The organism is Nocardia barduliensis (assembly GCF_013315795.1).
GTDB classification, from domain to species: Bacteria; Actinomycetota; Actinomycetes; order Mycobacteriales; family Mycobacteriaceae; genus Nocardia; species Nocardia barduliensis.
Window position 1 is genome coordinate 53,473 of the sequence record NZ_JABLTE010000023.1, and the last position, 17,129, is coordinate 70,601.

General features: G+C 65.0%; 15 protein-coding genes and 1 pseudogene. 7 read left to right on the forward strand and 9 right to left on the reverse strand.

Annotation, left to right across the window (positions count from 1 at the left end; translation table 11 throughout):
• Nucleotides 1–34: 34 nt before the first annotated feature.
• On the reverse strand, nucleotides 35–919 hold the full coding sequence (locus HOV91_RS12720; protein WP_174185581.1) for a DMT family transporter: 885 nt from the start codon (nucleotides 917–919) through the stop codon (nucleotides 35–37).
• Between the two features lie 218 nt (nucleotides 920–1,137).
• On the opposite strand from HOV91_RS12720, the gene HOV91_RS12725 reads away from it, so the two are divergent.
• The 3 genes from HOV91_RS12725 (at nucleotide 1,138) to HOV91_RS12735 (ending at nucleotide 4,865) form a co-directional block, all read left to right on the forward strand.
• Nucleotides 1,138–1,902 carry a sporulation protein gene (locus HOV91_RS12725; RefSeq protein ID WP_174185582.1) on the forward strand — a complete coding sequence of 255 codons (765 nt, stop codon included), beginning with the start codon at nucleotides 1,138–1,140 and terminating at the stop codon, nucleotides 1,900–1,902.
• A gap of 76 nt (nucleotides 1,903–1,978) precedes the next feature.
• Nucleotides 1,979–3,535, forward strand: a complete 1,557-nt coding sequence (locus tag HOV91_RS12730; protein WP_174185583.1) for an alkaline phosphatase D family protein — start codon at nucleotides 1,979–1,981, stop codon at nucleotides 3,533–3,535.
• A gap of 52 nt (nucleotides 3,536–3,587) precedes the next feature.
• Entirely contained in the window at nucleotides 3,588–4,865 is a 1,278-nt protein-coding gene (locus HOV91_RS12735) for an FAD-binding oxidoreductase (protein WP_174185584.1), read from the forward strand.
• A 21-nt stretch (nucleotides 4,866–4,886) separates the two neighbouring features.
• On the opposite strand, the gene HOV91_RS12740 is transcribed toward HOV91_RS12735, so the two are convergent.
• Both HOV91_RS12740 and HOV91_RS12745 read right to left on the reverse strand, forming a co-directional pair.
• The gene (locus tag HOV91_RS12740; protein WP_174185585.1) at nucleotides 4,887–5,645 is read right to left on the reverse strand and encodes an ESX secretion-associated protein EspG; all 759 of its coding nucleotides are present in this window, start codon (nucleotides 5,643–5,645) and stop codon (nucleotides 4,887–4,889) included.
• Nucleotides 5,642–7,375, reverse strand: a complete 1,734-nt coding sequence (locus HOV91_RS12745; protein ID WP_217440246.1) for a hypothetical protein — start codon at nucleotides 7,373–7,375, stop codon at nucleotides 5,642–5,644. The genes HOV91_RS12740 and HOV91_RS12745 overlap by 4 nt, the downstream gene beginning before the upstream one ends.
• Nucleotides 7,376–7,660: 285 nt before the next feature.
• Here HOV91_RS12745 and HOV91_RS12750 point away from each other — a divergent pair, with 285 nt between their 5' ends.
• Genes HOV91_RS12750 through HOV91_RS12760 form a run of 3 tightly spaced genes read left to right on the forward strand, consistent with a single transcriptional unit; the run spans nucleotide 7,661 to nucleotide 11,238 of the window.
• Nucleotides 7,661–7,963 (forward strand): type VII secretion target, encoded by a 303-nt coding sequence (locus tag HOV91_RS12750; RefSeq protein ID WP_174185587.1) that lies wholly within the window; start codon nucleotides 7,661–7,663, stop codon nucleotides 7,961–7,963.
• Nucleotides 7,964–7,969: 6 nt separating this feature from the next.
• Nucleotides 7,970–10,477: a TPR repeat domain-containing protein gene (locus HOV91_RS12755; protein ID WP_174185588.1), complete on the forward strand. Its 2,508-nt coding sequence runs from the start codon at nucleotides 7,970–7,972 to the stop codon at nucleotides 10,475–10,477.
• Nucleotides 10,477–11,238: a hypothetical protein gene (locus HOV91_RS12760; RefSeq protein WP_174185589.1), complete on the forward strand. Its 762-nt coding sequence runs from the start codon at nucleotides 10,477–10,479 to the stop codon at nucleotides 11,236–11,238. Before HOV91_RS12755 ends, HOV91_RS12760 begins: the two co-directional genes overlap by 1 nt.
• Nucleotides 11,239–11,286: 48 nt before the next feature.
• Here the strand turns inward: HOV91_RS12760 and HOV91_RS12765 are convergent, their stop codons facing one another.
• From HOV91_RS12765 to ctaC, 6 genes and pseudogenes are all read right to left on the reverse strand, one after another.
• Entirely contained in the window at nucleotides 11,287–11,895 is a 609-nt protein-coding gene (locus HOV91_RS12765) for a DUF3558 domain-containing protein (RefSeq protein WP_246350029.1), read from the reverse strand.
• A complete protein-coding gene (locus tag HOV91_RS12770; protein WP_174185591.1) occupies nucleotides 11,895–12,284 on the reverse strand; it encodes a hypothetical protein in 390 nt (129 codons plus the stop codon). Before HOV91_RS12770 ends, HOV91_RS12765 begins: the two co-directional genes overlap by 1 nt.
• Nucleotides 12,285–12,420: 136 nt before the next feature.
• A pseudogene (locus tag HOV91_RS40510) lies at nucleotides 12,421–12,558 on the reverse strand (hypothetical protein); the annotation flags it as partial.
• An 83-nt stretch (nucleotides 12,559–12,641) separates the two neighbouring features.
• The gene (locus HOV91_RS12780) at nucleotides 12,642–13,079 is read right to left on the reverse strand and encodes a hypothetical protein (RefSeq protein ID WP_174185593.1); all 438 of its coding nucleotides are present in this window, start codon (nucleotides 13,077–13,079) and stop codon (nucleotides 12,642–12,644) included.
• Between the two features lie 195 nt (nucleotides 13,080–13,274).
• On the reverse strand, nucleotides 13,275–13,691 hold the full coding sequence (locus HOV91_RS12785) for a cytochrome c oxidase subunit 4 (RefSeq protein WP_040865876.1): 417 nt from the start codon (nucleotides 13,689–13,691) through the stop codon (nucleotides 13,275–13,277).
• Between the two features lie 14 nt (nucleotides 13,692–13,705).
• Entirely contained in the window at nucleotides 13,706–14,797 is a 1,092-nt protein-coding gene (gene ctaC / locus HOV91_RS12790) for an aa3-type cytochrome oxidase subunit II (protein ID WP_312884579.1), read from the reverse strand.
• A 364-nt stretch (nucleotides 14,798–15,161) separates the two neighbouring features.
• Here ctaC and asnB point away from each other — a divergent pair, with 364 nt between their 5' ends.
• On the forward strand, nucleotides 15,162–17,105 hold the full coding sequence (asnB, locus tag HOV91_RS12795) for an asparagine synthase (glutamine-hydrolyzing) (protein WP_174185595.1): 1,944 nt from the start codon (nucleotides 15,162–15,164) through the stop codon (nucleotides 17,103–17,105).
• Nucleotides 17,106–17,129: the final 24 nt, after the last annotated feature.

The following is a 17,129-nucleotide window of genomic DNA, read 5'->3' on the forward strand; positions in this document are numbered from 1 at the left end:
TGGTGAAAACCATTGCCCTCGTGGGTAATACGCATCACCCGTCCGGACGGTGACCGTCAATATATCCGCTCTCGGCATCCAGCAGAACCGCTGCGGCGACGAGAATCCCACCCAGCACCGTCGGCAACGAAAGCTGCGATTTGTCCAGCGCCGCCACCACGATCGAGGCCACGACCGCTTCGTTCACACCGAGCGCACCGGCGATCGGCGGGCTCAGGCGCCGCATCGCGCGCCAGTACAGCGCGAAGCCCGGACCGAGCAGAGTTGCGCCGAGCCCCAACTCGGTCAGCATTCGTTCCCAGTCCCACGTGGTCATCGTCAGGAAGGGCGCGGTCAGCACGCCCGCGACGGCCAATTGCAGCCCGGCGGAGACCGTCGGGTCGCGATTCTGGGACTCCCGGGCCACCAGAACGATCAACGCGGTTACCGCGGCCGCGCTACCGAGTGCCAGACCACAAGCGAGCAGTGCGCTGCCGCTGCCGATCTCCGCATCGGGCCGCGCGGAGACCAGCACGATGGCGGAGACCAATAGCAGCAGCTCGACCACGATCCGGACGTTCATCGCCCGTTTCCCGGTCACCACGGCCAGAACCAGCAACATGATCGGAGAGGCCAGATGCAGCGCGACGACCACGGGCACCGGGCCGATGGCCAAGGCCGCGACGTACAGCGAAATGTTCACGGCCTCGAGCAACCCGAGCTGAACATAAATTCTCGGGTGCGACCGCAGCTCGAGGCCGGGACGTCGGCCGGTGACAGCGGCGACTACCAGCAGGGGAATCGCCGCACCCATGGCCACCAGCGGCCCCGCCTGGTCGGAACCCGACAAGGCGAGCCCGGCGCTGAACAATCCCCACAGGCTTGTCCCCGCGACGAGCAGCGCGACCGACGATGCCCGTCCTCCTCCGGACTGTCGCACACCCACCCCCTTCCGGAGTCGGCGGCCTCGGCTGCGCGACTCCACGACTGCAGCAACGGCAAGCGCCGGAATGTGCTGCGAAGTCGAGTATTCCAAGCTCGGCTACATTACGGTGCCGTGCGATCCGAGCAGTGCCACGAGAAACATGTGCGATGACGTTGCCCACAACGTAAGGAAACGCCAAGGTTTCCTTCGGCAAGGGCGAGGAGACTACCGGCATGTTCAAGAAGTTGCTGGCGGCGGCCGGGGTCGGTGGGGCCGAAGTGGAGACCGAGTTGTTCACGCCGGGTGTGCAGCCGGGGGGTGCCGTCGAGGGCGTGATCCGGTTGCGGGGCGGTGCGGTCGCTCAGGAGATCGCCTATGTGGCCGTGGAGTTCGTGACCAGGGCTGAGCAGGAGTACGAGGATCACGAAGGCGTTCGGGATATCGCGTTCGGCCGCACCGGGGTGCACGGCCCGCTGCACCTGCCTCCGGGCGCGGTGCTGGATTTCCGGTTCACCGCACGCGCGCCGATGGAGACGCCGATCACCTTCTACAACGGCCGTCACCTGCCCGGCACGGTCGTCTCGCTGCGCACGATCGTGGAGATCCACGGTGCGGTGGACGCCGCCGACACCGACCCGATCGGCGTCGGGGCGCTGCCCGCCCAGCACGTCGTGCTGGAAGCCGTGGAACGCCTGGGATTTCACCTGCGCAGCGCGGACGTGGAGCAGGGACGGGTGCACAACACACCGCAGACGCTGCCGTTCTACCAAGAGATCGAGTTCGCCGGTTCACCCCGCTACCCGCGCCTGAACCAGCTCGAGGTGACTTTCGTCCCGACCGAGACCGGCATGAGCGTGGTCCTGGAGGCGGACAAGCGCGGCGGCTGGATCTCCGAGGGCCGCGATGTCTTCGATGCCCTGTGGGTGGACTACCAGCACTTGGGCGGCGTGGACTGGGCGGGCGAACTGCACCATCGGCTGGCGCGTCTGGCGCACTGACGAACGAGCGCGCTTGTTGGCCGCACGGACCCGATGCGTTCACGTGACGTTGACGTGATTGCGCCAGGGTGGCCTCATGACCGGCTCCCTCTCCCGGCGCACCGTCTTACGCGCCTCCGCGCTCGGACTCGTGGCGGCCCCCGTGCTGACCGCGTGCTCGTCGGACGGCGGTCCGGGGCTGGTCCGGCAGCGGCCCGTGCTCACCCATGGCGTTGCGGTGGGCGACCCACGCGCCGACGGCGCGCTGATCTGGGCCCGCGCCGATCGTCCCGCCACCTTGATCGTGGAGACTGCCGCCACGGAATCGTTCACCGATGCCAAGCGCTTCACCGGCCCGCTGCTCACGCCCGATTCCGACGGCACCGGCCGCGTGCGGGTCAACGGCCTGCCCGCGGGACAGCAGGTGCACTACCGCGTGACGCTGCAGGGCGAGGACGGCGCCGCCTCCGAACCGGTCACCGGTGTCTTCCGCACCGCGCCCACCGCCGCGGCGGACATCCGGCTCCAGTGGAGCGGCGACGTCGCGGGCCAAGGCTACGGAATCAACCCGGACCTGGGCGGCATGAAGATCTTCGCCGCCATGGCCGCCCGCGACCCGCACCTGTTCGTGCACTCCGGCGACTCGATCTACGCCGACGGACCGCTGAAGGAATCGGTCCCGCTGCCCGACGGCCGAATCTGGCGCAATGTCGTGAGCGAGGCGAAAAGCGCTGTCGCGCAGACCCTGGATCAGTTCCGCGGCAACTACGCCTACAACCTGACCGACGCGAACTACCGCCGCTTCAACAGCTCCGTCGCCCAGGTGGTGCAGTGGGACGACCACGAGACGGTGAACAACTGGTACCCGGGCGGCCTGGTCGCCGAGAACAAGGGTTACACCGAACGCGCCATGGACACCTTGGCCGCCCGCTCCTGGCAGGCCTTCCACGAGTGGATGCCGCTGGAGCCGAGGGAAGCGGTGGACGGCCGCCTGTACCGCAAGATCGCCTACGGCCCACTGCTGGACGTCTTCGTGCTGGACATGCGCGCCAACAAGGACGTCAACGACGCCAACAACGGACCCAACGGTCGCATTCTCGGTCCGGCGCAGACGAGTTGGCTGATCGATGGTCTGCGCGCGTCCACGGCCACCTGGAAGATCATCGCCAGCGATCTGCCGCTCGGCGTGATCGTCCCGGACGGCGAGCAGAAGACGACCACCGCCTACGAAGGTCCCGCCAACGGTGACCCCGGCGCACCGTCGGGCCGGGAACGCGAGATCGCCGCGGTGCTCTCGTCGATCCGGGCGAACAAAGTCGCCAATGTCGTCTGGCTCACCGCCGACGTGCACTACACGGCGGCACACCGCTATTCGCCCGAGCGCGCGGTCTTCACCGACTTCGACGAGTTCTGGGAGTTCGTCTCCGGCCCGCTGAACGCAGGGGCGTTCGGCCCGAACCAGCTGGACGGAACATTCGGTCCGGAAGCGGTCTACGTCCACGCGCCACCTGTTCAAAACAGCTCGCCGCTGGACGCCTTCCAGCATTTCGGCGAGGTGCGTATCGACGGAAAGTCGCGGGAACTGACCGTCGACCTGTGCGATGCCGCCGGATCCGTCCTGTTCAGCAAGAGCCTTGCGCCTGCGTCGCGGTAGCCCTCGAGTTCGGGGGAGCGTCGCGGGCCGCGCTGTGGTTAGCTTTTCTGCCATGAGCACGCCGCAAACTGTCTCCAACGCCGAGGAATACCTCCCCCGGGACACCGCCGATGTCGTTCGAACGGTGCGCGATTCACGCGGGCGATCGGAACGGCTGATGGTGCGCGGCGGCGAGCTGATCGACGAAGGGCTCACGCTGCCCGCTCAGCCGACCGTGGTGTCGCTGCGCCGGATGAATCAGGTGCTCGACATCAACCTGGGCAGGCGCACCGTCCGGGTGCAGGCGGGCGCCAAACTCTCCGACATCGATCGCAGGCTCGGCGCGCACGGCCTCGGCCTGCCCATCGTCGGCGACCACCGCGACATCACCGCGGGCGGCTTCGCCTCGGTCGGCGGCGTCAGCACGGCGTCGCACAAGCACGGCCTGTTCATCGACCAGGTCGTCGATCTGGAGTACGTGGACACCGACGGGCGGATCGGCACCTGCGGGCGCACCCACCACACCGAACGATTCCAGCGCATCCTGGGCGCGGGCGGCCGTGCGGGCATCATCACCGCGCTCACCCTGGACGCCATCGAGATCGACAAGGAGCGCACCTGGCTGACCACCAACGCCGACCGGTTCCTCGACTTCGACTCCTTCGTCGAGCACGCCTACGCCGAGATCGCCCGGCCCGGCAACGCCGAGCTGCAGGTGGGCCGCTGGGTCGACACGGCGCCGTTGAAGGTGGCGCGTCCGGTCGGCACCGGTCACGTGCAACTGGGCACCGTGCGCTTCGGGCAGTGGTCGAGCCTCTACCCCACCGCGCCCACCCGAGGGCTGCGCGCCCGGCGCGAGGTCGGCTCCCGCGCCCGCAAATCACTGGGCGCCATCGCCTCCGCCGCGCCCGGCAAGGCGGGCATGCCGGTGCGCAACGCGGCCGCGGGCGCGGTGCTGTTCGCGCCGAAGGTGCAGACCCTGCGCGACGCCGAATATCTGGCCGATACGGCGCTCAGCTCGTCCGAGCGTGGTCCGGCCTACCGGGTGGGCGTTTTCGCGCCCCTGTCGAGCTATACGTCGGTGTTCTACCGCCTCCACGACCTGTTCGCAGGGCACCGGGAACGCACCGGCTGCTTCACCGTCATCTCCGCCATGACCTACGGCGTGCGCTCGCGCTACCTGCGCGCGGAATCCGCCGCCCGCGGCCTGCCCCCCGAAGACCACGGCCTGATCACCTTCACCTGCCGCCTGCGCCCCGCCGCCCTGCCCTCGGAACTGCTGCGCGACATCATGTCCGGCATCGAAGAGATCTGCCGCTCGGAGAACGCGCTGCGGTACGAGGCGGAGTAGGCGGCAGCCTGCCGACCGGCACTACTCCCCTGGATCCGCTCGGCGGTGCAACTCGTCGGCGATGACATCGGAGGATGCCGGCAGAACTACCGTCTCGGTGTTCTCGACACTGATGAGATAGCGGCCGTGGGCTGGTTGGTCATCCCGGATGTCTATCCAGCTCACATAGGACGGCGGGTGTGGTCGCCGGTCGCGCAGATAGCGTTCGACTCGCAGATGCCCTTCCGCCGTGCGGGGCAGTCGTAGCAGTGCCCGAATTCGCTCTTCGACGGGGTGCCCGCGATCGGATAACCGCCATGACGTGGGGGGTTCTTCACCGCGCACGCGGGGTGTGTAACCGGTCATTCGGCTCGCGGCACCGGCAGGTGAAGCGGGCATAGTCGCGGCGACGTGCCGACCGAGGTTCTGCCGCCGCGTGACGACCAACTTGATATCTCCGCCAAAGTCAGCGGTCGTGCCCGACCTCTGAAACAGAACGACACCGAAGTCTCCCACCGCCACCGCGACCGTGCGGACCCGCTTGTGCGACCGAAGCGATCGACCGATACAAACGATTCGCAGGTCAGGATCCGCAAGTGCGCGTAGTGGACCGGTGAGATCCGGATTGCCGTGCCGGGGGTATCGGCTGCTGATTTCTGCGGTCAGACGCTCGTATTCGTCCTTATCGGTCGGCGTCTCGATGATGCTGATCGGATCGGGGTACTCGTCGAGGCCGGTTTCCGTTGCCCAGACCCACGCGAACTCGTCGGGAGTGAAGTCCCAGACCGTCTGCGTCGTCACCGATGAGTACCCGCGGCGTCGTCGTCCATCAACGGGCCGGTGCCGGAGATCGTGAATACTCGAGGTTCGCTCGAAGGGCCTTCGTCGTCCATCATCGGGCCGCTTCCACTGATTGTCACCGTCTGCTGCTCGTCGGGCGTATCGCCGACAGCGGTTGAGGCAACGTCCAGCGGCCCGGCCCCGGAGACTGTCACCGCAGCCGAGCTGGACGATTCTGCGACCCCGGTACCTGCGGCCTCGGAAACCGCGTCGACGTTGTGCGTCACGGCCGCTGCATCGGCCGGTCCGGGAGCAAAAGCACGCGTCCGATCCAACTCGAAGCGCGCAGGGGGTAGGGATTCTTGCGGCGCCGCCACGGGCTCCACGCGAGGGGAAGGCCGATAATCGTGGTGGCTGGTGACGGCCTCTACTGGTGTCACGGGCGGGGCTGGATAGCGTTCGGTCGACCCCTGGCTGTGTTCTCCGCGCGCCGAGTAGTCCTCATAGTCGAATCCCGCGAACTGATCGGCACCGATTACGCCGGCCGGGCTCTCTATACCGTCGGTCCAGTCGGACTGCACTCGCCGAAGGTAGTCGGGCGACTGGTGCGTGGCTTCTTCGTCGTCGTCCTTCTTGCGCGCTCCAGCCGCGGGGCTCATCGGTCCAACACGAGAACCTGCGCCCGTGCCTACGCCGGAAGGGCGACCGACGCCCGCGCTCGCCGTCGGCTGCCCCGAGAGGGGCGCCCCGGGGACCGAAGAACCTGGGCCTCCGGTTCCGACGCTGTTCGGCCCGCCCGGTCCGCCGAGCCCGTGTCCGCCCGGGGAGGATCCCTGATGGATGGAAGAGCTCGGGGTGCCGGTGAGCCCGGCAGGTGTCGTCGCACTGCTCGGCGCGGTACCCGGATCGGGCACCAGCCCTTCGGGCAGTCCGAGTCCAGATGGGAGCGTGGGTGCCCCGGAGGAGGCGGGTTCTGTCGCGGGAGAGCCAGTCGGATTCTGAGGTGCTCCGACATTGGAGTCCAGCGGCGATCCGGCGGTTCCTGGACCGCTCGATTGACTGGTGGCGACGCCCGGGGACCCGTCGGTCCCCATGATCTGCGGGGCGTTGGTGTAGGCAGGAACACCCGCTCCAGCAGGGGGAAAGGCCGGTGTGTACACGCTGTTGAGCGCACGAATCACCGCTTGGCGCGCTTGCTCACGCGCGGCGCGCGCTTGGTCATCGAATTCGGGATTGACCAAACCGGGAAGTATCGACTCGACCGGATTGTCCGGATCGGGAGAAACGGTCACCGATGCGGGTGGAGGCTGGACGGCGGCACGCACCGCCTCAGCCGACCACGCCAGCGCGTCCAATCTACTCGCCACCGAGTCGAACACCCGGCCGACTTGATTCGCGGCTCGGGCGAAGTGAGTCGACGCAGCCTGGGCGGCGTCGCCACTGGCGCCTTGCCAGAGACCGTTGCCGAAGATCCGATTGAGCCCAACCTGGTTGAAGGTGGAGAGGTTCACAAGATCGGAATAGCTCTCGAACCACACTTTCTGCAGAGTCCGCAGGCCCGCCGCGTCCATACCACCTGCTCCGTGCACTGCTTCGTACATGGCCTCGTGGGTCATACCCTCGAAGTGCTCGAGGGTGTGCACGAAGTCGGGGTCGGTGCCCGCTCCCAGATCATCGAGTGCAGCGTCTCCCGTATGCACGCGGTTGCGCGCCACATCGGCTCGCTGCTGCGCGCCGACGGTCTGCTGCACGGCGGCCGGGCCGAGGACGCCGGGCAAGGAAAGCGGGCTCGGTATCCCCGGTAGCGAAACGGAACTCGTCGCTGGTTCGTCCTGCCCACCCATCCAGCGCCCCCCGTACTTCGAAAGTAGCGTCTTCCTGGTCCCGGAGATTAGCACGCTGCTACGAAAGCCCGTCCGCCCCAGCGGCGCTGGTGCTGGCGCAGCTGGCCCAAAGGTGTTCTGCCGGGCTATCGTTCGAGGCAGTCGCGGCAACTCCGCGCCGTATCGTCTTACTCGAAGGGGGATCTGTTCGCCGTGCTCGACGCCGACATACAACATCTGCGGTCGTTGGCAACCACATTGGATGCGGTGTCCGCCGAGATAGACAAGATCGACGTTCGCACGAGCGGCGACAAGATCGGTGAAGCTCTGCCCGGTTGTTCGCTCGGGCAGGTATGCGCGCAGGTGGGAGAGTTCACCGAGGGAGCATGGCTGCGCGCGGCGCAACGGATTCAGCGACTGTCCGACATCGTCACGCAGTCCGCGGACGCGTACCAAACGACCGATGAGGACTTCAAGACGAAGTTGGACACCATGGACTTCCGGGTGCGGGGGTAGTCGTCGATGCCGACGCGCGCACAAGTCGAAGCATGGCAACTCGAGAAACTCTCGGAGTGGGCGGGTGAGCTGGAAACCGACACCCAGGAGTACGAAAACCAGCTCGGCCGGATTCTGACGCATTTCACCGACGCCACATGGGCGGGGAAAGCGCACGACGCAGCGGCCGACCGCTTCACGGAGGAAAACGACCAGGGACGCAGACTTTCCCAGGAGATCCGGGCTACTGCCGCCGCCCTGCGCACGGCCGGCGGCAGGTTGGCCGACGAACGGCGGATCCTTCTCAGTCGCGTCACCGATGCCGTTACCGACTACGAATCGCCGATTCCGCTCACCGTCGATGACCGCTGGACCGTGTCCGTCACCTACATCGGGGCTGAGCTTTCCGCGGAAGCTCGGCAGAAGGCCAAGGACAAGGTCGAGCACCACCAAAGTCTGATCAACGCCGCTTACTACAGCTTGATGAACGCCGTCAGCGAGGTAGGTGCAGCCCTTACTACCAGCGCACAAGCAATCAGAGCACGCGGCGATCTATTCGGTGACGGGGTCGATGCTCCTACGGCAGCAGCGTCCGATTCAGCGGAATTCGGCCGCGAGGACGGCAACGCGGTACAGAGCGCGATTCGTCCCGATGGCACGGTCGACCCTGCTGTGCTCGAGGAGATCTCGAGCCGACTGCCCCAACAGGTTCTCAGTGAACACGACCTGCAAGCACTCGCATCAGGCGAGGAGATCTCAACCCTCCCCGTATCGGTCCAGGACTACTATCGCGAGTTCTACCAGAGCGCAGGAAAAGAAGGCATTCTCGCGCTCAACGACCATCTGAAGTCTCAGGAACAGTCGGGCAATCCGTTGGCCGCTGCCCGCCGCGACGCACTGGCCAACGGCCTGATGGTGGTCTCCAATGAGAACATCGGCACCGGCAGGAACCCCGATGGCACACTGCGGTCACCCGGAAGCTACCAACAGCTGCCAGAAGACGTCCGGCGCTTGGTGTCGACTCGAATCGGGGGGCCTGACGCCAACTCGACGACATATCCGACATCGCCCCCAGAGAACGAGCTGGCGGCGCAAACACGTTTCTTGCGAGAAAGCCAAGAGTTCGGCGAGCTGCTGAAACAGTCCGATCCGGGCTACGAGCCCGGCACCGAGTTCTCTCGTGAGCTGACCAGGCAGGTTGCCGCCATGGGCTCGCCGGGCGCCCATCCCGACATGGCTTCCCTGCCGGGGCGCCCCGTCGAGCTGTCCTCGATGGAGGACGTGATGCGGGACTACCTCGAAGTCTCGGGCCGCAACGAGGAAGCGACGACACAACTCCTTACCGGGCAGACCGATCCGGGCTCGCCTCCGCTAGAGGAGGGATACGACCCGAAGAAGGTGATTCAACCACTACTCCACTACGACTGGTCGGACTCCGAAGGAGAGGAGCCGCCACAACTGTTCACGTGGATCGGCGAAGACGCAGTGCCTCGGCCACCATCCGAGGGCGACCCCGGTGTCACCCTGGAACAGTCGCAGATGGCGGGTAAAGCAGCGTCGGGGCTCGCCGACATTCTGACCCAGAGCGGAAAAGACAACCACATCGGGACATTCGAGGCATTGATGAACATGCCCGACAAAGATGATCAATCGCTCGGGCAGGTCAATCCCGGCTTGACCCAACAGCTGACGAGCGCCATGATTCCCTACCTCGACGCGATGGCCCTGTCACCGACCGATGCCACGAACCACTTCCAGTTGAACGGCGACGATCCGAACCTCCAAGCCATTCGATTGTCGACCCTGTTCAACACCGATCCTGTCGCGTCCGGCGCCTGGAACGCCGCGATCATCGACCGATCGAATGATTATGCCGCACAGTACGCTGGGTTGCACGGCCTGCCATCTAATGACCGAGACGCACTGGCCAATGCGGCAGGCCGCCTGCTGGGCTATCAAGAGCAGGGACTACGCGCTGAAGCATGGGATCGCGGTTTGAACGAAGAGGACGCCGAGAAAGACCGCACCGAGAAGATGAAGCTCGGAGTCGACATCGCCGGAACCGTCCTCTCCGGTACGGTCGGGGAGAAAGTACCGGTTGCGGGAACATTCATAGATGTTGCGGGCACGGTAATCGGGGAGAACATCAAGGAAAAAGACACACAAATTCCGGCGGCGACGACCACAGTCGTCAAAGACGAGGTGACAGCTCAGCGAAGTTATCGAATGCTGGAGTCCCTTGCACAAAGGGATCCGAACTTCTTCAGCAATCTCGCCGCGTATGCTGAACCGTTTCCTTCTCAGTGGCTCGAGGACGGTCAGCTCAAGAGCTATCACGAAATCGTCGGATCCGACAGCGCATACGAAAGATCGGTGACCCGGTCGGAGTTCCAATCGGCAGCAACACAATGGCTGAGGAGCACGGGACTAGGTGTCACCGACTTCGAAGCCCCGATCGCCATCCAAATCAACAACATGCAGAGCTACACATATTCGCGCGATGACTACGAGAGCCAAGTGTTGAAAGGACAGTAATGCCGCGAATTCTGAAGAAACTCGCATGCCTTGGCTTCGCGTTATCCGCTGTCACCGGCCTGAGTTCGTGCACCGAGGAGGAAATTACCGAGAAACCGCTGCGATGGTCTATTTCTTTCCGGTGGTCCACCGAGCCTGAGCTAGACCTCGATTCGGATTGGGCGATGGCGATCCGAGGGGCAATCGAAAGCAATACCATCGCCCAGTTCCTGAACTTGGAATACGGTTATCCGGGCTGGACCGACCTCAGGGCCTCCGCAGTCGACTTGGATGCTCATTGGCCGCATCCACCACTCGAAGGAATCGGCACGGCTTACTTTCACTTGATCAAATATGAAACTCCCGCCGGGACAGACGCCGCCATTGTCTGCAAAGACATGACGCTAACAGCAAAGAAGATCGGCGATACGTACCCACACCCGAATCGAGATAATGCAAAGGAAATACTCGAGGCCATCCAGGTCGACGTCGGGCGGGTACCACTATTGCCACCCAATAAAGATCGCTACCGTCCGGTCAAGACCCCGGACGGTCCTACCATTCCTGGCCCTCCAGGACGAAGCCCTCGCCCTAGCGGCAATGTGTTCTCGAGAATTGTCGATGTCTACTATCCCCACGGGAATGCGCAAGGCGATCGCGATAGGAATCATTGCCTACCGTGGGCCGAGTCACGATGGAGAGGAACTCAGCCACCACAGCCGAACCGTCCTGAAAGCGAACCGCCGCAGATAGAGCCATTCTTCCCGGGGTGGCAGAACTAGTCCCCCTCGATCAGTGCACTAGCCCTAACTTCGCAAAGATGATGGATATCAATCGGGTAGCGCCGATTCTATCGTTGATGCAACTTGATCGATCCGGTCACATGGCCGCTCGGATGTGAATGCAGCATTGGTGCTTATAGATACATCGAGAACGGCATCGGCGAATCCGATTACCATCCCACAGGAACCCGAGTGCGCTTCCGTGCTCCGATATTGCAGCGCCGCACGCCCACCGACCTGTGCACTTTCGGATGATTTCGCATATCTGTCGCGGAACTCCTCGAGTGATACATTCGTCGACCAAACCGTCAGGGAGCTCACGGTCAGAATTTGACCTCGAATATTCTCCTTATGGTCGAAGCCGCAACCGATGAACGAATACGCATCGAATATGAAATCGTTTCGCTTACGCGTGGACGGGTCGAATCCAGCGGCAACTATCGTGTCGTCATCGATCCTTGCGCACGGGTCGAACCGGACTTCGTTGCGTCCGTGATTGTGCTGGACTGGAGCCTCGTCTACCGGTGCGGCAATGCGAATAGTCGCAGTTGCCGACGGCGAGAACGTCTCGTTCACTAGCGGGCCTTCATCAGCACTACATGCAAGCAAAGATACCGACACAGCCGCAGTACATACACTGACCAAAGCACTTCTCATCAATGGCCGCCCCCCACTTCTGTGGATTCAGCGATGAAACGCATGATGTCAGCATTCCGTAGGTCCGCTTCTTCGATCATGTTTCCGGCCCGCATGTATGCCACTTGTAAATGCATTGCTCCCTCGATGAGATGGTTCACAGCGTCGATACCTTGCGCTGCCTTGTTCGAGAAACCCTGCTGTAGCTCGCGCGCAGAGGCGAACCCACCGAATCCCACCGCACGGACCGCATCGGCCAATCGCTGCCGGACATCGTATAGCCCGGCAATCATGCTGTCGTACAGCGCGATGGCTTCCCGTACGGCTGCGGGGTCGAACCGGATGCCCCCTGCACTGGCAGCATCGCTGAACGCTGCAATCTCCACTTGGCCATAGTCGATATCGGTCACTACCTACCCCCCGTCGAGCGCTCGTGAATGAAGGGTATCAGTCGTCCCGGTGCGCTGGAGGGCGCAGCCACCAGCGAGCTGCGCCCCCAGACGGCGAACAGCTTTCGACTTGGAGATCGGTGGTTGCGCCGACACGTCACGCGGGCTGGCGGAACGCCCCGCCGATGACACTGAGTGTGAAGGACTCCCACTCGCTGGGCGTGAAGATCAACTTCGGACGGTCGGGTTCTTCGAAACACGAACGCCGACATCGCCTTCCGACCCATGCCACCTCGACGCAGTCGCTCTGGCTTCATTTCGACACCGCATGCGGAGCGGATGTGTCTGCCGCTCAGATCTTTTGGGTGATCCGCCTTCTCACAGACGTACGAAGTGCCACAGCTGGGTACCGTCCCGTGTGTTGTCGACCAGTGTGAGCCCGTAGTCGAGTCCTTCCGGGGCGACGGCGAGATCGTCGGTGAATACAGGCACGAGAACGGAAGACTGCGCATCGGAGCCGCCGTCGAGGCACCAGGACATGGCACCGTAGATTTCCCCACCACCGCACACGACGGCGCTGTCTTTTTGCGTTCCGGCGACGAGCAGCATCGTATTCGTTTGTTGATTGAAGATATCAACGGTCGGATCCGACACCTCGACCAACCAGACCTGACCGCCGTCGTTCCTGTCCGGAGCCACCAGGCCGACGGCCACGCCGCGGCCACCCGTGTCGGCGCCCGTGAGCCCCATCGCGGCACCGCCGGCCTGTGGATTGAGGATCTGGTACAGGCCCGAGCCATCGAGCAACTGAGTCATGGTCTCCTCCTCACCGTGTGGGCGTACCGGCACCGAGCTTCAGGCCGCGCTGATCCATTAGCTGTCGTCAGCAGTGTATGAACCTTGAGTAGAGAATTTGTTCACCTATTCCGGGTGAATCTCGATCGGAGATGCGTACAGACGAAACGGCCCCACCGGATCTCCGATGGGGCCGTGTTTCAGCAGGTCTTCAGCTCAGTGCTTCTCAGGCCCGAGGTAGTACTCGAACACCAGTCCGGCCGCGGCCGCGAGCACGCAGACGACGCCGATGCCGATCAGCCAGAACTGGAAGAACGCCAGGCCGAGGGCGGTTACCGAGCCCGCGGCGGCCAGGGTGATCGGCCAGAAGCTGCCGGGCGAGAAGAAGCCCAGGTCGCCGGCGCCGTCCACGATCTCGGCGTCCTCGTAGTCCTCCGGGCGCAGGTCGAGACGACGTGCGACGAACCGGAAGTAGGTGCCGATGATCAGCGACAGACCGGCGGTCAGCACGGTGGCCGTGGTGCCCGCCCACTCCACGCCGGTGCGCGACTGGCCGGTGAAGAAGCCGTAGACCACCGCCACGATGATGAAGAACACCGTGAGCAGTTCGAAAATCCGCGCTTCGATCTTCATGTCAGATCAAATCCTCACTTGCTCTCGGCCGAGGCCGCGCTCTTGGTGTCGCGCCTGGTGTCGAACGGCCTGGTGGACGTGGCGACGGGGGACTCACCGATGGACTCGAGCGCCTCGGCATTGGTCTTGCCCGCCTGGCGCGCGTCCAGGTACTTGGTGAACTTCTCCGGCGAGACCGCCCGGACCTCGAAGTTCATCATCGAGTGGTAGGTGCCGCACATCTCGGCGCAGCGGCCGACGAACGCGCCTTCCTTCTCGATCTTGGTGATCTGGAAGACGTTGTCGGAGTTGTTCTCCTTCGGGTTCGGCATCACGTCGCGCTTGAACAGGAACTCCGGCACCCAGAAGGCGTGGATCACGTCGGCGGCGGCGAGCTGGAACTCGATGACCTTGCCGGTCGGCAGCACCAGGACCGGGATCTCGTTGCTGGAGCCGATCGTCTCGACCTTGTCGTAGTGCAGGTAGGACAGGATGTCGTTCTCCGGCTTGCCGTGCACCGGGCCCGGCTGCGGGTGACCGTTCTCGGTCCGCTCCTCGTAGCCCTCGAGCTGTTCCTGGCTCAGCGACTCACGCGTGGTGTCGATGCCGTCGAACTTGTAGCCGTCCTTGAAGTCGACGTTGCGGTAGCCGAACTTCCAGTTCCACTGGAAGGCGGTCACGTCGACCGTGACATCGGGGTTGTCCACCTTCTCGTGCACGTAGTTCTGCACGACCACGGTGAAGTAGAACAGCACGGCGATGATGACGAACGGGATCGCCGTGTAGGTCAGCTCCAGCGGCACGTTGTAGCCGGTCTGGCGCGGGAACTCCGGGGAGTCCGCCTTCTTGCGGTGGAACGCGACGGTCCAGAAGGTCAGGCCCCAGACCAGCACGCCCATCGCCAGCGCGGCGACGACCGACCAGGTCCACAGTTCCCGCATCCGGGTGGCCTGCGGCGTGATGCCCGACGGCCAGCCGAACCGCAGCCAAACATTGTCGATCGAGCAGCCCGAGACGAGCAGCGCGGTGATCCCCAAGGACACCGCCAGCCCGGCCCGCCGAAGGATGCGGCCCTGCCCACCCACGGCGGGTCGTGCCCCGATCTCTTCGCTCGCCTTGTGCGCCACGCTCACGCCTTCCTGGTCGCCACACATTCCGACAGTGCATCGCGCGGGGCTGCGATCGGCCCCGACGATGCGTCCTAAGCTTGTTTCAGGGCGCCCTCCGGGCCAGCGCGTCCGCGCGGGTCGCCTGAGAGAGACCTGAGTACTACGCAGCGTAGACCAAACGCGCCCCCCGTTCGTCGTCGGGTCGGCTTCGACGCCGCGCCGAGCCCACCCGGATCATCGTCACCAGCGATTCCGGCCGGGACGTGACGGGCACGACGCGCGAATCCGGTGGGTGCGGCATACTCGGACACTAGATTTCGTCCCCTCGCGCGCCATCCGGTGAGCGCGTATCCCGACTGCGAGAAATGAGGTTGCCGACGCCGTGTGTGGACTGCTCGGATTCCTGGCATCTGACGAGGCGGCACCCGACACGGTGGAGCAGGTCTACGAGGCCCTGCACTGCGTGCGGCACCGCGGTCCGGACGAGCGCGGCACCTGGCACGACGACCGGGTGATCTTCGGCTTCAACCGCTTGTCGATCATCGACATCGAGCACTCGCACCAGCCGCTGCGCTGGGGCCCGCCCGGGCAGCCCGACCGCTACGCGCTCACCTTCAACGGCGAGATCTACAACTACCTGGAGTTGCGCGCGGAGCTCGCCGAAGCCCATGCCGGGGAGTTCCCCGACGGAAAGATCTTCCATACCGAAGGCGACAGCGAGGCCATCGTCGCGGCGTTCCACTACTGGGGCCCGGAGGCGGTGCGGCGCCTGCGCGGCATGTTCGCCTTCGCGATCTGGGACACCGAGACCGGGGAGCTGTTCCTCGCCCGCGACCCGTTCGGCATCAAGCCGCTGTTCCTGGCCACCGGCCCGGGCGGCACCGCGTTCGGCAGCGAGAAGAAGAGCCTGCTGGAACTGCTGCCCGCGTTGCGGCTGAGCGACGCGCTGGACCCGCGGGCGCTGGAGCACTACACGGTGCTGCAATACGTGCCGGAGCCGGAGACGCTGCACAAGGATGTGCGCAGGCTGGAATCGGGCAGCTACGCCACCGTTCGGCCCGGCGCGGCGCCGGAGATCACCCGCTACTTCGTCCCGAAGTTCCCGGTGCGCCCGTTCCCGCCCGGATCGGCGGCGGCGCGCTATCGCGAGATCGCCGCGGCGCTCGAGGACTCCGTCGCCAAGCACATGCGCGCCGACGTGACGGTGGGCTCGTTCCTGTCCGGCGGCATCGACTCCACCGCGGTCGCCGCGCTGGCCATGCGGCACAACCCGAAGCTGATCACGTTCACCACCGGATTCGAGCGCGAGGGCTACTCGGAGGTGGACGTGGCCGCCGAGAGCGCCGAGGCGATCGGCGCGCGGCACGTGGTGAAGGTGGTCTCCCCGGCCGAGTTCGCCGCGGCGATCCCCGAGATCGTCTGGTACCTCGACGACCCGGTGGCCGACCCGGCGCTGGTCCCGCTGTACTTCGTGGCGAAGGAAGCGCGCAAGCACGTCAAGGTGGTGCTCTCCGGCGAGGGCGCCGACGAGTTGTTCGGCGGCTACACCATCTACCGCGAACCGCTGTCGTTGAAGCCCTTCGAGAAGCTGCCCCGCGGGCTGCGCAGGCTGGCGGGCAAGCTCTCGGACCGGATTCCGGACGGCACCAGGGGCAAGAGCCTGCTGCATCGCGGTTCGCTCACCCTGGAGGAGCGCTACTACGGCAACGCGCGCAGCTTCAACGACGCCCAGCTGCGCGCGGTGCTGCGCGAGTTCCGGCCGGAGTGGACCCACCAGGACGTCACCGCGCCGCTGTACGCCCAGTCGCGTGGCTGGGACCCGGTCGCCCGCATGCAGCACCTGGACCTGTTCACCTGGCTGCGCGGCGACATCCTGGTCAAGGCCGACAAGATGACCATGGCCAACTCGCTGGAGTTGCGCGTGCCGTTCCTGGACACCGAGGTGCTGAAGGCGGCCGAGGGCCTGCCGTTCGACCAGAAGATCACCAAGGAGACCACGAAGTACGCGCTGCGCCAGGCGCTGGAGGGCATCGTGCCCGCGCATGTGCTGCACCGCGCCAAGCTCGGCTTCCCGGTACCGCTGCGGCACTGGCTGCGCGGCACGGAGCTCTACGACTGGGCTCAGCAGCAGATCGCCGAGTCGCAGACCGGCCACCTGCTGAACAAGGCCGCGATCAGCGAGATGCTGGTCGCGCACCGTGCCGGAACCGCCGATCACAGCCGCAGGCTGTGGACACTGCTGGTGTTCATGGTGTGGCACGGCATCTTCGTGGAAGACCGGATCAAGCCGGAGATCCAGGAACCGGTCTACCCCGTCTCGCTGTAGGCGGAAACGTCGAAAGGCGCGCAC